General features: G+C 70.5%; 13 protein-coding genes. 9 read left to right on the top strand and 4 right to left on the bottom strand.

Features of this window, described 5'->3' with window-relative positions:
• Positions 1-38: 38 nt before the first annotated feature.
• The 3 genes from V6S66_RS06510 to V6S66_RS06500 are packed head-to-tail and all read left to right on the top strand — an operon-like array spanning position 39 to position 3844.
• Positions 39-1253 carry a lipopolysaccharide biosynthesis protein gene (locus V6S66_RS06510; RefSeq protein WP_334205932.1) on the top strand — a complete coding sequence of 405 codons (1215 nt, stop codon included), beginning with the start codon at positions 39-41 and terminating at the stop codon, positions 1251-1253.
• Positions 1254-1277: 24 nt separating this feature from the next.
• Complete coding sequence (locus V6S66_RS06505) at positions 1278-2657, top strand: cystathionine beta-synthase (protein ID WP_334205931.1); 1380 nt, start codon at positions 1278-1280, stop codon at positions 2655-2657.
• Positions 2654-3844 (top strand): cystathionine gamma-synthase, encoded by a 1191-nt coding sequence (locus V6S66_RS06500; protein WP_334205930.1) that lies wholly within the window; start codon positions 2654-2656, stop codon positions 3842-3844. Before V6S66_RS06505 ends, V6S66_RS06500 begins: the two co-directional genes overlap by 4 nt.
• Positions 3845-4123: 279 nt before the next feature.
• On the opposite strand, the gene V6S66_RS06495 is transcribed toward V6S66_RS06500, so the two are convergent.
• Complete coding sequence (locus tag V6S66_RS06495) at positions 4124-5251, bottom strand: DNA recombination protein RmuC (protein WP_334205929.1); 1128 nt, start codon at positions 5249-5251, stop codon at positions 4124-4126.
• A gap of 138 nt (positions 5252-5389) precedes the next feature.
• Between V6S66_RS06495 and V6S66_RS06490 the strand changes: the two genes are divergently transcribed.
• The 3 genes from V6S66_RS06490 to tgt are packed head-to-tail and all read left to right on the top strand — an operon-like array spanning position 5390 to position 7696.
• Positions 5390-5812: a tetratricopeptide repeat protein gene (locus tag V6S66_RS06490; protein WP_334205928.1), complete on the top strand. Its 423-nt coding sequence runs from the start codon at positions 5390-5392 to the stop codon at positions 5810-5812.
• On the top strand, positions 5803-6468 hold the full coding sequence (locus V6S66_RS06485) for a M50 family metallopeptidase (protein ID WP_334205927.1): 666 nt from the start codon (positions 5803-5805) through the stop codon (positions 6466-6468). The genes V6S66_RS06490 and V6S66_RS06485 overlap by 10 nt, the downstream gene beginning before the upstream one ends.
• A gap of 4 nt (positions 6469-6472) precedes the next feature.
• Positions 6473-7696: a tRNA guanosine(34) transglycosylase Tgt gene (tgt, locus tag V6S66_RS06480; RefSeq protein WP_334205926.1), complete on the top strand. Its 1224-nt coding sequence runs from the start codon at positions 6473-6475 to the stop codon at positions 7694-7696.
• A gap of 148 nt (positions 7697-7844) precedes the next feature.
• Here tgt and V6S66_RS06475 read toward each other — a convergent pair whose 3' ends face one another.
• Complete coding sequence (locus V6S66_RS06475) at positions 7845-8555, bottom strand: queuosine precursor transporter (RefSeq protein WP_334205925.1); 711 nt, start codon at positions 8553-8555, stop codon at positions 7845-7847.
• A 35-nt stretch (positions 8556-8590) separates the two neighbouring features.
• Here V6S66_RS06475 and V6S66_RS06470 point away from each other — a divergent pair, with 35 nt between their 5' ends.
• Positions 8591-9844, top strand: coding sequence for a geranylgeranyl reductase family protein (locus V6S66_RS06470; protein WP_334205924.1), 1254 nt, complete (start codon positions 8591-8593; stop codon positions 9842-9844).
• 38 nt (positions 9845-9882) lie between these two features.
• Here V6S66_RS06470 and V6S66_RS06465 read toward each other — a convergent pair whose 3' ends face one another.
• The gene (locus V6S66_RS06465; RefSeq protein WP_334205923.1) at positions 9883-10401 is read right to left on the bottom strand and encodes a hypothetical protein; all 519 of its coding nucleotides are present in this window, start codon (positions 10399-10401) and stop codon (positions 9883-9885) included.
• A gap of 114 nt (positions 10402-10515) precedes the next feature.
• Here V6S66_RS06465 and V6S66_RS06460 point away from each other — a divergent pair, with 114 nt between their 5' ends.
• Positions 10516-11331, top strand: a complete 816-nt coding sequence (locus V6S66_RS06460) for an exodeoxyribonuclease III (RefSeq protein WP_442885896.1) — start codon at positions 10516-10518, stop codon at positions 11329-11331.
• Positions 11332-11390: 59 nt separating this feature from the next.
• On the opposite strand, the gene V6S66_RS06455 is transcribed toward V6S66_RS06460, so the two are convergent.
• Positions 11391-13799: an immune inhibitor A domain-containing protein gene (locus V6S66_RS06455; protein WP_334205921.1), complete on the bottom strand. Its 2409-nt coding sequence runs from the start codon at positions 13797-13799 to the stop codon at positions 11391-11393.
• Positions 13800-14183: 384 nt separating this feature from the next.
• Between V6S66_RS06455 and V6S66_RS06450 the strand changes: the two genes are divergently transcribed.
• Positions 14184-14387 (top strand): cold-shock protein, encoded by a 204-nt coding sequence (locus tag V6S66_RS06450; protein WP_290580514.1) that lies wholly within the window; start codon positions 14184-14186, stop codon positions 14385-14387.
• Positions 14388-14402 lie beyond the last annotated feature (15 nt).

The following is a 14402-nucleotide window of genomic DNA, read 5'->3' as shown; positions in this document are numbered from 1 at the left end:
GGCGCTCACCCTAGACCGCGGTCACCTATCGTGGGCGCGTGACGCGTGCCGGGAGACTGTTGTCGGGGAGCACCGTCGTCGCCGCCGGCATGATCGGTGCCAACGCGGCGGCCTACGGCATGACCATCGTCGCGGCCCGTCTCCTGCTGCCGCGCGACCTCGGTGCGGTCACGGCGTTGCTCGGCATCATCCAGATCGGCACGGTCGCGGCTCTCACGCTGCAGGCGGTCACGGCACGTCGCATCGCCGTCGCGCCAGAGGATCGCGAGACCACGATCGGCACGGTCGCGCGCGTCGCGATCGCCATCTCCCTCGGCACGGGCCTGCTGGCCGCCGTGGTGACCGTGGCACTCGTCGGTCCGCTCGACCTGGGTTCGATCTGGCCGGCCCTGCTCACCGGGGCGACCCTCGTGCCCCTGACGATGATGGGGGCGATGGCCGGGGTCGCCCAGGGCGCCGAGCGCTGGCGGGCGCTGGCGGCGATCTACCTGGCCAACGGCTTCGGCCGCCTCCTCTGCGGCGGCGTCGCGATGGCCATCGACCCCTCGGTGACCGCCTGCCTGCTGGGCCTGGCCATCGGGTCGTGGGCGCCGGTGCTCGTCGGACTGCCCCAGCTCCGGGGTCGCGCCGCTGACGCGCGCGGCACCAGCCGACGCCCGTTCGTCCGTGAGGCACTGCTGGGCTCGCACGCCCTGCTGGCGTACTACGCACTCAGCAACGCCGACGCCCTGCTGGCCCGGTTCCTGCTCAGCCCCCACGACTCGGGGCTGTACAGCGCCGGCCTGATCCTGTCCAAGGCCGCCGTCTTCCTGCCCCAGTTCGTCACGATCGTGTTCTTCCCGCTCCTCGCCCGCGACCAGACGTCGCGGTCGCGGCACCTCGCGGTGATCGGCGTCGCGACCCTCGGCCTGCTCGCGACCGTCGCCACCGCGCTGCTCCCCCGGCTCGCCCTGGTGGCGGTCGGCGGCGACCGGTACGCCGAGATCGCCGACCGGCTGTGGATGTTCGTGCTGGCCGGCTCGCTGCTGTCGATCGTCAACCTGCTGGTCTGGGACGCGTTGGCCCGCCACGCGCACGGCATCGTGACCTCGGTCTGGATCGCTGTCAGCTCGCTCGTCGTGGCGGCCGTCGTCCTGCAGGTCGGCATCGTCGGCCTGGTCGTCAGCGTGACCCTGGTGGCGCTGATCCTGGTGGTCTACGTGCTGGTCGCGCCCGGCATGCTCGCGCGGCAACCCACCGCCGAGGAGGCGTAGCGCCGTCGGGGGCATGATGGAGACATGCGCATCGCCAACACCGTCGTCGACCTCATCGGCAACACCCCGCTGGTGCGGCTGAACCGCGTCGTGGGCCCCGAGGCCGGCCTCCTGGCCGCGAAGGTCGAGTACCTCAACCCCGGGGGCAGCGCCAAGGACCGCATCGCGGTCCGCATGGTCGACGCCGCCGAGGAGTCCGGTGCCCTCAAGCCCGGCGGCACGATCATCGAGCCCACCTCCGGCAACACCGGCGTGGGCCTGGCCATCGTGGCCCAGCAGCGCGGCTACAGCTGCATCTTCGTCTGTCCCGACAAGGTCAGCGAGGACAAGCGGAACACGATGATGGCCTACGGCGCGAAGGTCGTCGTCTGCCCAACGGCCGTCCCCCCGGAGCACCCCGACAGCTACTACAACGTGTCCGACCGGCTCGTGCGCGAGACCGAGGGCGGCTGGAAGCCCGACCAGTACTCCAACCCCGCCGGACCGCAGTCGCACTACGAGACCACGGGTCCGGAGATCTGGGCCGACACCGACGGCCGGATCACGCACTTCGTCGCCGGCATCGGCACCGGCGGCACGATCAGCGGCGCCGGCAAGTACCTCAAGGAGGTCTCCGGCGGCCGCGTCAAGGTCGTGGGCGTCGACCCGGTCGGCTCGGTCTACTCCGGCGGCACGGGTCGTCCCTACCTCGTCGAGGGCGTGGGCGAGGACTTCTGGCCCAGCGCCTACGACCCCGACATCCCCGACGAGATCATCGCCGTCAGCGATGCCGACTCCTTCGACATGACGCGGCGGCTCGCCCGCGAGGAGGGCCTGCTCGTCGGAGGCTCGTGCGGCATGGCGGCCGTCGCCGCCCAGCAGGTCGCCGAGCGCGAGGGGCCCGACGCGGTCGTCGTGGTGCTGCTCCCCGACGGCGGACGCGGCTACCTGTCGAAGATCTTCAACGACGACTGGATGAGCTCCTACGGCTTCCTGCGCCAGCGTCTCGATCCCGGTCACACGGCCGCCCCGACCGTGGGCGACGTGCTGCGCCGCAAGTCCGGCGCGATGCCGGCACTCGTGCACACGCATCCGCAGGAGACGGTCCGCGACGCGATCAGCATCCTCCACGAGTACGGCGTCTCCCAGATGCCCGTCGTCGGTCCGGAGCCGCCGGTCGTGATCGGTGAGGTCGCGGGCAGCGTCAGCGAGCGCGAGCTCCTGAGCGCCGTCTTCGAGAGCCGGGCGTCCCTGACCGACCCCGTGTCCCAGCACATGGAAGCGCCGCTCCCCCTGCTCGGTTCGGGTGAGAGCCTGGACGATGCCCAGGAGCTGCTGTCCGCGAACGACGCGGTGCTGGTCATCGAGGACGGCAAGCCGCTGGGTGTCCTGACCCGCCACGACCTCCTGGGAGTGCACGTATGACGAACGTGTCCGACAGCGCCGAGAACCCCGATCACGCCGAGCGCATCGCGGCCGAGGGCTTCGCCACCCGCGCGATCCACGCCGGCTACACGCCGGACCCCGGCCACGGGGCCGTCAACCCGCCGATCGTGGCCAGCTCCACGTTCGCGCAGGACGGCGTGGGGGGCATGCGTGACGGGTACGAGTACGCCCGCACCGGCAACCCCACGCGCACGGCGCTCGAGGGGGCCCTCGCGTCGCTGGAGGGAGCCACCCACGGTCGCGCGTTCGCCTCCGGCATGGCGGCCACCGACACGGCGCTGCGCACCCTGCTGCGCCCCGGTGACCACCTCGTGATCCCCGACGACGCGTACGGCGGCACGTTCCGCCTCATCGACAAGGTCTTCTCGCAGTGGGGCATCACCTACACGCCTGCAGCCGTGGGCGACCTCGACGCCGTCGCAGCCGCCGTGACCCCGGCGACCAAGGTGATCTGGATCGAGACGCCCACCAACCCGCTGCTGTCGATCGGTGACATCGCCGCGATCTCGGGTATCGCCCAGAACGCCGGAGCGAAGTTCGTGGTCGACAACACGTTCGCCTCGCCGTACCTCCAGCAGCCCCTGGCCCTCGGCGCGGACGTCGTCCTGCACTCCACGACGAAGTACCTCGGTGGGCACTCCGACGTGGTCGGTGGTGCGCTCCTGACCTCCGACCCGGAGCTCGACGCCGGTTTCGGCTTCCTGCAGAACGGTGCCGGCGCGGTGCCGGGTCCGTTCGACGCCTACCTCACCCTGCGCGGGATCAAGACGCTCGCGGTGCGGATGGAGCAGCACTGCACCAACGCGGAGGCCGTCGTGGACGCCCTGTCGCGACACCCCAAGGTGGCCCAGGTGCTGTACCCGGGGCTGTCGGACCATCCCGGCCACGCCGTGGCGGAGCGTCAGATGCGCCGCTTCGGCGGCATGATCTCGATCCGTCTCACGGGCGGCCGCGAGGCGGCCCTCGACCTCTGCAACCGGGTCCAGGTGTTCACCCTGGCCGAGAGCCTGGGCGGCATCGAGTCGCTGATCGAGCACCCCGGCGCGATGACCCACGCCTCGACCGCGGGCTCGGCGCTCGAGGTGCCCGACGACCTCGTGCGCCTCTCGGTGGGCATCGAGGACGTCGTCGACCTGCTCGCCGACCTGGACCAGGCTCTCGCCTGAAGTCCTTCCGCTGACGTCGTCAGCGCTGCGGACAAGCGGCATGGACAGCCGAGCGGGCCCGCGGTGAGCGCCAGTCTGACCAGAGATGATGCATCCGGGTAGCCCCGACCACCTCGATGCATCATCCGTCGTCCCACGGGGACCGAGGATGATGCATACCGGTCGTCACCGCTGCCTCAATGCATCATCGTCGGTCCAGCACGGCCAGACGGACGACAGCCGGTCCCGCCGCTTCCGGTCCATGCCGCTTGTCCGCCACCGGCCGACCACAGACCACCGTCATCGCGTCAGCGGCTCGACCTCGGGCGCGAGCTCGGGCTGGGCGAGCGCCTTGGGCTCGACCTCGACCATGCCGGGCGTGCCGATGACGGTGCTCTCGTCGAGCGCGTCGAGCTTGCGAGCGGTGACCAGCACGCGACTCTCGAGCGTGCCGGCGAAGGCGTTGTAGCTCTCGACGGTGCGGCTGAGCGAGCGTCGCAGGGTGTCGGCGCGCTCGCCCAGCAGCGCGAGACGGCCGTACAGCTCCTTGCCCAGCACGAGCAGCTGGCGGGCGTCGTCGCTGAGCGCCTGCTGCTGCCACGTGAGCGCGACGGTCTTGATGACGGCCCAGAGGCTGACGGGCGACGCCAGCACGATGCGCCGCGCGAACGCGTGGTCGAGCAGCGACGGATCCTGCTCGAGCGCCGCCGCGAGCACCGGCTCGCTCGGGATGAAGGCGATCGTGAACTCCGGGCTGGTGTCGAGGCCGGTCCAGTACTGCTTCGCAGCGAGTGCGTCGACGTGGGCCCGCACGGCACGCGCGTGCTCGGCCAGCAGACGGTCGCGCTCGGCACCGGTGGCCGAGGCGGACTCCAGGAAGGCCGTGAGCGGCACCTTGGCGTCGACTGCCATGGACTTCCCGCCGGGCAGCCGCAGCACCATGTCGGGACGCCGCCGGCCGCTCTCGGCGGTGATCGTGGCCTGGGTGTCGAAGTCGACCCGGTGCAGCAGGCCCGCGGACTCGACGAGCGTGCGCAGCTGGGTCTCGCCCCACACCCCGCGTACCGCGTTGTTGCTCATGGCGGACGCGAGCGCCTCGGCAGCCTCCCTCGACCGCTCGGCGGTGGCCTGCGTGTGCCGCAGCTGCTCGGCGAGCTGGCCGTGCTGGGCGTGCCGCTGCTGCTCGAGGTCGCTGACGGTCTTCTGCATCGTGCGCAGGGTCTCGTTGACCGGGGCCAGCGCCTGCAGCACCAGGCTCTCCTCGCCGTCGGCGCGGGCACCGGCCTGCTGCTGCGCCCGCAGCACCTCGACCTGGTCGCGCAGGGCAGCGGCGGTGGCCGCGGCGGACGCGGCCCGGGCCTGCACGAGCAGCATGCCGAGAGCCAGGCCGAGCACGAGTCCGACACCGAGGCCGATCAGGAGGTCCATGACGTCCAGTGTCGACGGCGCCACCGACAGTTCGGGCCGCGACACGGAGCCCACGGCACGGGAACAACGCCCGCGACCGCGACGTTGAGCCCCTCGAACCCCCGCAGACCGCGGGTCCGCCTCGGAAGGAGGAGCACCATGACCATCTACATGAAGCCCACCATCACCGAGGAGAAGATCGCCGCGATGGAGACCTTCGACGCCTTCCGGTACGGCCAGGAGCTCCTCGACTCGCGGTTCCCCCGCGAGGCCGCGCGGGTCCTGCAGAAGGTCGTCGACACCGAGCCCGGCCACGCCGGCGCCTGGGAGCTCGTCGGTCGCGCGCACTTCGCCGCGGCCCACCTGGAGTCCGCCGAGAAGGCGTTCCGCCGTCTGGTCGAGCTCGAGCCCACGAGCGCCTGGGCCCACACCGCGCTGGGCCTGAGCCTGGACCGGCAGAGCCGTCACCGCGAGGGAGCCGTGCAGCACCGCATCGCGGCGGGCCTGGGCGTCACCACGGGCGACGCGAGTCGGATCGAGCTGGTCGACCCGACCACCAGTGATCCGACGCAGTGGACCTGACCTCACTGCTCGACAGCCCCTGGCTCCCGCCCGCGGTGGGCGCGACCCTCGTGGCCGTGCCCACGGCGTGGCGGTACGCCCGGCACGCCGTCACGCTCGTGCACGAGCTGGGGCACGCCGGTGTCGCGGTCGTGACGGGGCGGCGCCTGAACGGCATCAGCCTCCACGCCGACACGTCCGGGCTGACGGTCTCGCGCGGCAAGCCGCGGGGCCCCGGCATGGTGGCCACGGCTGCAGCCGGCTATCTCGCGCCCTCGGTCGTCGGTCTGCTGCTGATCGCGGCCGTGCGCCTGGGCTGGGTCGTCGAGGCGCTCTGGGTGGCACTCGCGCTGCTCGTCGTCACGCTGGTGTTCATCCGCAACCTGTTCGGACTCCTCGTCGTGCTGGTGGCCGGAGCCGCCGTGGCGGCCACGGCGTACCGGGCCGACGCCGACCTGCAGGTGCTGGTGCTCGCGTCCGCCTCCTGGTTCTGGCTGCTCGCGGCGCCCCGGACCGTCGTCGAGCTCTGGGGCCACCGCCGCCGCAGCCGCAGTGCCACCAGCGACGCCGACGTGCTGGCGCGGCTCACCCACCTGCCGGCCGGGTTCTGGAACCTCGCCCTGCTGGCCCTGACCCTCGCCGCCCTCTGGCCCGCGGTCGACCGGCTGCTTGACTGACCCCATGTTCGAGATCACCAGCCAGGCCCAGGACACACGAGCCCGAGCCGGCGTGATCTCGACCCCGCACGGCCAGATCGCGACGCCGGCCTTCATCCCGGTGGGCACGCGCGCGACCGTCAAGGCGGTGCTGCCCGAGACCATGGTCGAGATCGGCGCCCAGGCGCTGCTCGCGAACGCGTACCACCTGTACCTGCAGCCCGGATCGGACCTGATCGACGAGGCCGGGGGCCTGGGCGCCTTCATGAACTGGCGCGGCCCCACGTTCACCGACTCAGGCGGCTTCCAGGTGCTGAGCCTCGGAGCGGGGTTCAAGAAGACCCTGGCGATGGACGCGAAGGGCGTGACGTCCGATGACGTCATCGCCGAGGGCAAGGACCGGCTCGCGGTCGTCGACGACGACGGCGTGACGTTCAAGAGCCACCTGGACGGCTCGAAGCACCGATTCACCCCCGAGGTCTCGATGCGGATCCAGCACGAGCTGGGGGCCGACATCATCTTCGCGTTCGACGAGCTCACGACGCTGATGAACACCCGCGGGTACCAGGAGGCGTCGCTCGACCGCACCCAGGCGTGGGCCGTGCGCTGCATCACCGAGCATCAGAAGCTCACCGAGGAGCGGGCCGGGAAGCCCTACCAGGCGCTGTTCGGGGTCGTGCAGGGCGCGCAGTACGAGGACCTGCGTCGCAAGGCCGCGCGCGACCTCGTGTCACTCGCGGCCGAGGGCAGCGTCACCGACGGACGCGGCTTCGACGGGTTCGGCATCGGCGGGGCGATCGAGAAGGAGAACCTCGGCACGATCACGGCCTGGGTCACCGACGAGCTGCCCGACGACAAGCCACGGCACCTGCTCGGCATCGGTGAGCCGGAGGACCTGTTCGCCGCGATCGAGTCGGGCTGCGACACGTTCGACTGCGTCAACCCGTCGCGGGTGGCCCGCACCGCTCGGCTGTACGCGGCGGACGGCTGGTTCAACCTCAAGGTCGCCGCCAACAAGCGCAACTTCGACCCGATCGACGCCGAGTGCGACTGCTACACGTGCCGGAACTACTCGCGCGCCTACATGCACCACCTCTACAAGACCGGCGAGTACCTGGCCGCGACGCTCGGCACGATCCACAACGAGCGCTTCGTCGTGCGTCTGGTCGACCGGATCCGCGCGAGCCTCGCCGATGGCACCTACGCCGACCTGAAGGCCGACTTCATGGGGCGCTACGCGCGAGCTTGACGCCACACCGGTGGTTGAGGTGTGACGAGCGCCAGCGAGGAGCCTCGAAACCTCGGTCACCGACGGGTTGCGGTGACCCCTTTCGAGGCTCGTTCGTCCCTCACTCGCACCTCAAGGGGCGGGCAAGGAACCATCGGCCTGCCATCCCTCAGTACGTCGGCTCGCGGCGCTTGAGCCAGCCGATCACGGCCACCGTCAGCGGCATCACGAGCAGCTCGACCGAGATCTTGTAGATGACTCCCACGACGAAGTAGTTCCAGAACACGCCCATCGAGTCGATGCCGATGGCCGTGGCGGCGATGGCACAGAACAGGAACGTGTCGGCCATCTCGCCGACGCCCGTCGAGGCCGCGAGCCGGCCGACGAGGCCCTTCTCCTTCGTGCGGGCCTTCATCCGCACGAGGACCCAGGAGTTCAGCAGCTGACCGACGACGTACCCCGTGACGCTCGCGAGCACGATCTGCGCGACCGGTCCGGCCACGCTCTCGAAGGCGTCCTGGTTCTCGTAGAAGCTGGCGCCCGGGGCGATCTGGACGAGCCAGAACGTGAAGGCCGCGAGGATCGCCGCGGCGAAGCCCATCAGGACGGCGCGGCGGGCGGCCTTGAAGCCGTAGACCTCGCTGATGACGTCGCCCACGATGTAGGCGAGGGGGAACAGGAACGCGCCGCCGTCGGTCACGACGGGCCACAGCTGCAACGAGCCGATGCTCCAGGAGCCGGACCCGAACTCGATGCTCTTGGTCGCAGCGATGTTGGAGACGACCAGGACCACGACGAACAGGGCCAGGAGGACGTCGAAGTGCGACGAGCCGCGCGAGGCGAACCGGACGTCGGGACGAGCGGAGAGGGGGGTTGTCACCGTCATATCTTCGCAGGCTCTGGAACACTGGGCCCATGCCCCTGCCGACCCGTACCGACGTCCTCGTGGTCGGTGCCGGACCCGCCGGATCGGCGGCCGCCGCCTGGGCCGCCCGGTCGGGTCTCGACGTGGTGCTGGTCGATGCGGCCACGTTCCCCCGTGACAAGACCTGCGGCGACGGACTGACCCCGCGGGCCATCGACGAGCTCGACCGGCTCGGCCTCGGCGACTGGGTCCGCGGACACACGCGCAACCGCGGGCTCCGTGCCGCGGGCTTCGGCGTCGAGCTGCTGCTCCCCTGGCCCGGTGGCTCTCTCCCCGACCACGGCTCGGCCGTGCCCCGGACCGAGCTCGACGACCGCATCCGCCACGTCGCCCTCGACTCCGGCGCCCTGGGCATCGACCACGCGCGAGCCGTCGACGTCGACCGCGACAGCAGCGGCCGCGTGACGTCGGTGCACCTGCTGATCGGCGCCGAGCGCACCCCGCACACGATCTTCTGCGACCGTCTGGTCGTCGCCGACGGTGTGAAGTCGCCCCTCGGCAAGGCCCTCGGCCGCGAGTGGCACCGCGACACCGCCTACGGCATCGCCGGACGCTCGTACGTGAAGTCGACCCGGGCCGACGACCCGTGGATCAGCTCGCACCTGGAGCTGCGCGACGAGCAGGACGAGCTGCTCCCCGGATACGGCTGGATCTTCCCGCTCGGCGCCGAGCAGGGCGAGGTCAACCTCGGTGTCGGGGCGCTCGCCACGGCCAAGCGTCCGGCCGCCCTCCAGATCCGGCCGTTGATGCAGTACTACGCGGACCTGCGCCGCCAGGAGTGGGACCTGTCCGGTGAGCTGCGGGCCCCCACGAGCGCCCTGCTGCCGATGGGTGGTGCCGTCTCCGGCGTCGCCGGCCCCAACTGGATCCTGGTCGGCGACGCCGCAGGATGCGTCAACCCGCTCAACGGCGAGGGCATCGACTACGGGCTCGAGACCGGTCGCGTGGGGATCGACCTGCTCCTGCAGGAGGACCGTCTCGACCTGGCCTGGCCCCATCTCCTGACCACGCACTACGGCGAGGCGTTCTCGATCGCCCGCCGACTCGCGGGCCTGCTCACGGTCCCCCGCCTCCTGCCGATCGCGGGCCCCGTGGGCATGCGCTCGCACCGCCTGATGACGGTGGCCCTGCGGGTCATGGGCAACCTCGTCACCGAGCAGGACCGCGACCTCACGGCTCGGCTGTGGCGCTGGGCCGGCCGTCAGTCCATCCGCATGGACGAACGCCCGCCCTTCACGGCGTGAAGGACGGGCGTTCGATCGACCGCTAGTGGGTCGTCAGCTCAGGGAGCCGGCGGACCGGCCGGCGGTGCCGGCGGCGTCGGACCGGCCGGCGGCTGGCCGCCGCCGTTGTTGCCGTAGTTCGGGATCTTCTCACCGGAGTCCTTGAAGCCCAGTGCGGCGAAGACCGTCAGCGCGATCGAGGTGATGAAGATGGCGAATCCCGACCATCCCGGGCCCACGTCGACGCCGAAGCCACCCGAGTAGGTGAAGGCGCGCAGGAGCAGGAGCAGGGTTCCGAGACCGGCGGCCGCGGCGGCGACCAGGTTGATCGGCACTCCCGCGGGAAGCACCTGGGGTGCGAACACCTTGACCGCGATCGCAGCGGTGGCCGCCACGAGCAGCAGCATGCCCAGCACCGCGAAGCTGTCCCAGGCGCTCGTGCCCGAGGAGTAGTTGACGCCCGCGATGTCGGAGTCCACCGACGCGGTGACGTAGGACGGGATGAACGAGAGGATGATCGTCAGCCCCCCGGCGACCAGAGCGCCGAGGTTGAGCGGATTGATCTTCGAGAGATCCACGGCAGTACCTGATTTCTTCCTGAGAGGACGAGGTCGAAGCGACACTACCGCTCCCAGCGGCCGCCGTCACGGCCCTGCGCCCCTCGGGCCTGCGTGTCGCTGCCGGTCGTTACGGTGGGGCGCGTGCTTCGTATCGCCAGCGTCAACGTCAACGGGATCCGCGCCGCATGGAACAAGAACCGGGGGCAGTCGACCGGCCTGCAGGAGTTCCTCGCCGAGCGTGACTGCGACATCGTGACGCTGCAGGAGGTCCGCGCACCCGACGAGATCGTGCGTGAGCTGCTCGCCGGGACGGGCTACCACGTGGCGCACACCGAGGCGGCCGCGAAGGGTCGCGCCGGCGTCGCGGTGCTCAGCCGTTCCGAGGCCACCGCCGTTCGCGTCGGCGTGGGCGAGGGCTTCGAGGACGCCGGTCGCTGGATCGAGGCCGACGTGCCGCACGGCGACACCACCGTCACGGTCGTGTCGGCCTACGTGCACTCCGGCGAGGTGGGTACGCCCCGGCAGGACGAGAAGTACCGGTTCCTGCAGAACATGACCACGCGACTGGCCGAGCTCGACGCCGCCGGGCACGCGGTCGTCACCGGCGACCTCAACGTGGCGCACACGCCACTCGACATCCGCAACGCCAAGGGCAACGTCAAGAAGGCCGGCTTCCTGCCCGAGGAACGCGCGTACTTCGACCGGTTCTTCGGCGAGCTCGGGTGGGTCGACGTCGCCAGGCGGCTCGCCGGCGAGGTCGACGGTCCCTACACGTGGTGGTCCATGCGCGGCCAAGCCTTCGACAACGACACCGGCTGGCGCATCGACTACCAGCTGGCCACGCCCGAGCTCGGCGCCTCCGCGCGCACGTGCGAGGTCGACCGCGCGGTCAGCTGGGCCGAGCGGTGGTCCGACCACGCGCCGCTCGTGGCCGACTACGACCTCTGAACCGCACGGCTCGGCGCCGACCTCCCCGAGGAGGCCGGCGCCGAGTCGTCCTGGCTGCCCTACTTGTGGTTGAACTTCACCGTCATGGTGGCGCCGTTCTGCTTGGTCACGGTGACCGAGAACCCGGTGGCCGGGAGCTTGACGCCGTGGTTGGGCAGCGAGTCGTAGAAGTACGTACCGGTGTCGGTGAAGGTACGCACTGCCGCGTCACCGCGGATCTTCGACTCCTGGCCGTTGCTGTGCAACGTCAGGGTGTCGGCCTTCTTCGTGGAGAACGGGGCGTCGTACACCTGGATCCGAGCCCGCCACGGCGCACCCGTCCACAGGTTGATGTCGGGTCGCGGCCGCGAGTCGATGATCAGGTTGCGACCCTCGCCCGGGTGCTGACTCGTGTTGTTGTCGGCCTGGGACGTGTCCCAGTACGAGATCAGCAGACCCTCCTGGTACGGGTAGTGCTCGACCCAGTCCGGCTTGGTGTCCGCGAAACCGAAGTTGTACGGACCGGTCCGCAGGTACTGGTCGTAGTCGACGTAGGACCGGTTTCCCATGATGTAGAAGTGGTCGAACGTGGCCGTCGTCGAGGCACCCACGGCGTTGAAGCCGTCGCCGACCCACGCGCCGGCGTCGGTCTCGGCACCGTCGCTCGAGACCTCCTCACCGTCGGCGGTCACCACGAGGTCGTCGGCGAAGAAGCCCGCCAGGGCCAGGCCGCCGTCGGTCTTGTACTGGAACCGCACCTGCACGGGAGCGCCCGCATACGCGTCGAGCGGGACCTCGAGCGCGGCCCACTCGACCTGCTCCCCGTCGATGCCGGGACGACCTGACGTGTCGGTACCGATCGGCTGACCGCCGATCGTGCCGTCGAGCGAGGTCCAGTTCGCACCACCGTCGGTCGAGGCCTGGACGTAGAGGAAGTCGTAGCCCTCCTCGATCTCGTACCGGACCTGCCCGGCGAGGCTCGCCGAGGCCTTGCCGGTCAGGTCGACCGTGGTGGTCAGCGTGTTCGACAGGTCGTCGCCCGAACCGGAGAAGTACTGCTTCTCCCCCGCGAAGGGCGCGCCGTTGTCGGTCGTGACCTCCTTGTCCGGCAGGGGCACGACGGCGGCCTGCGGCCGGTCGGAGTTGTACTCCTGCGGCCCGAGGTCCAGGGAGCGCTTGTCGTCGTGGGCCACGACCTCGTAGTCGAGCCAACCGAGCTGCAGCTTCTCCCAGGCGCCGAAGTCGCCCGGGCGGGTGCCCAACGGTTCACCCTCGGCGTTGAGCCGGCTCTGGGCCATCAGGGTCCAGTGCTCGTTGTTGTTGTCGCCCCCGCCGGAGGTGTCGTACGCGTCGGGAAGGCCGAGGTCGTGGCCGTACTCGTGCACGAAGACCGACAGGCCGCCGTTCTCGGGCTGGATCGTGTAGTCGCCGACCCACACGCCGGTCGAGCCGACCTGGGTGCCGCCGAGCTTGTTGTCGGCCGGGCCGGTGAGGCCGGCGTCGGTCAGGAAGGCGTACCAGCGGTGCGACCAGATGGCGTCCTCGCCGTAGGTGGCGTCGCCGTCCTCCTCGCCGGGGCCGGCGTGGACGACCTGGAAGTGGTCGATGTAGCCGTCGGCCTCGTCGAACACGCCGTCACCGTCGAAGTCGTAGCGGTCGTAGACGTCGTACTCGGCGATGGCGGCCGCGATCTGCGCGTCGGTCTGGCCAGCGGCCTTCTGGTCGGCGACCCACGCCTCCAGCGCATCGGACACGAGCTGCCACGTGTCGGCGTCCTCACGGCCGTAGCGCGCGGTGTTGTACGGCACCTTGACCCAGTCGGAGACGGTGCCGTCGACGGTGTACCGGCCCGAGGACTGCTTCTCGTAGTAGGTCTTCACCGACTCGACGCCGTCGCCGGTGCCGAAGTACAGGCTCTCGTAGTGCGCGCGGTTGTAGTCGGCCTGCCACACCGTGGTGTTGTCACGCGAGCGGTCGGGCTCGGCGATCGTGTTGTGCAGGGGTCCGTCGAACCGCTCGGGTCCGGCCGTGGCCGGGTCCGTGTCGCCGTCGGGATAGTCGGGGTGACGCTCGTCGCCGAACTCGGCCAGGATCACGAAGACCTTGTCGGCCCGCTCCTGGGCGAGCTCGACGTACTGCGCCTGCTTCGGCTTGCTCTGGGCCGCCTGACGCTTGGCCTGCGGCGCGGCATCGTTCTGAGCCAGCGCCGCGTCCTGGGGTGCGGCCCCCTCGCCGACCTGGACGACCTCCGATCCCGCGACGGTCCGAGGCTGGAGATCGCCGCCGACGACCGCGGCCACCGCCTGCTCACGCAGCGCGGTGCGCTTGTCCTCGAGCGGGTGGGGCAGGTCGGGCTCCGAGGCCCCTTCGGCTGCCGTGGTGACGGGCACGCCGCCGCCGGACGGTGATGCGCTGACCGACGTGGAGCCCAGAGCAGCCATCGAGGCTGTCAGTGCCACACCCGTCGTCGCGATGATGAGTCGCTTCACGAAACGGTTCCCCCTCGGGATCACGGCGGGGTCCGAGTTGCCCCGCTCGACTGGTGCGCCGGAGTGGGGCGCAACAGCACTGGGGTCAACGTAAGGAGTTGCTGAGGTCAAATGACAGTCTTGACTTTGGTGCGAAGTGACTATAAGCGCCTAGTTCTTTCGAACTACCTCCGATGCCTCCCGACGCGTTACCCAACTTTCACTTTCCCCCGCTCAAACGGGGTGCCACTCGGCCCGGGGCGTGCTCTAGGCTGTTCGCCAGTTGCAAGGTTTGAGCGATTGGCCACGATCTCGGGAAGCACCCCTTCGGTCGGTTCGGTGGAACGTGAAAGCTGCGACACCGGGTCGGAAGTGCCGCCCGGAACTCGCTGAAGGAGAGACAAGATGGCCACCGGAACCGTCAAGTGGTTCAACGCCGACAAGGGCTTCGGATTCATCGCCCCCGACGACGGCGGCGCCGATGTCTTCGCGCACTACAGCGCGATCCAGACGTCCGGCTTCCGCACCCTCAACGAGGAGCAGAAGGTCGAGTTCGACGTCGAGGAGGGCCCCAAGGGTCTCCAGGCCGCGAACGTGCGCGTCCTGTGATTCGACGCTGCCTCT

The sequence above is a fragment of the Aeromicrobium sp. Sec7.5 genome, from assembly GCF_036867135.1.
Lineage (GTDB): Bacteria > Actinomycetota > Actinomycetes > Propionibacteriales > Nocardioidaceae > Aeromicrobium.
The sequence above is the reverse complement of the archived record's forward strand: the minus strand, read 5'-3'. Positions and strand labels throughout refer to the sequence as shown.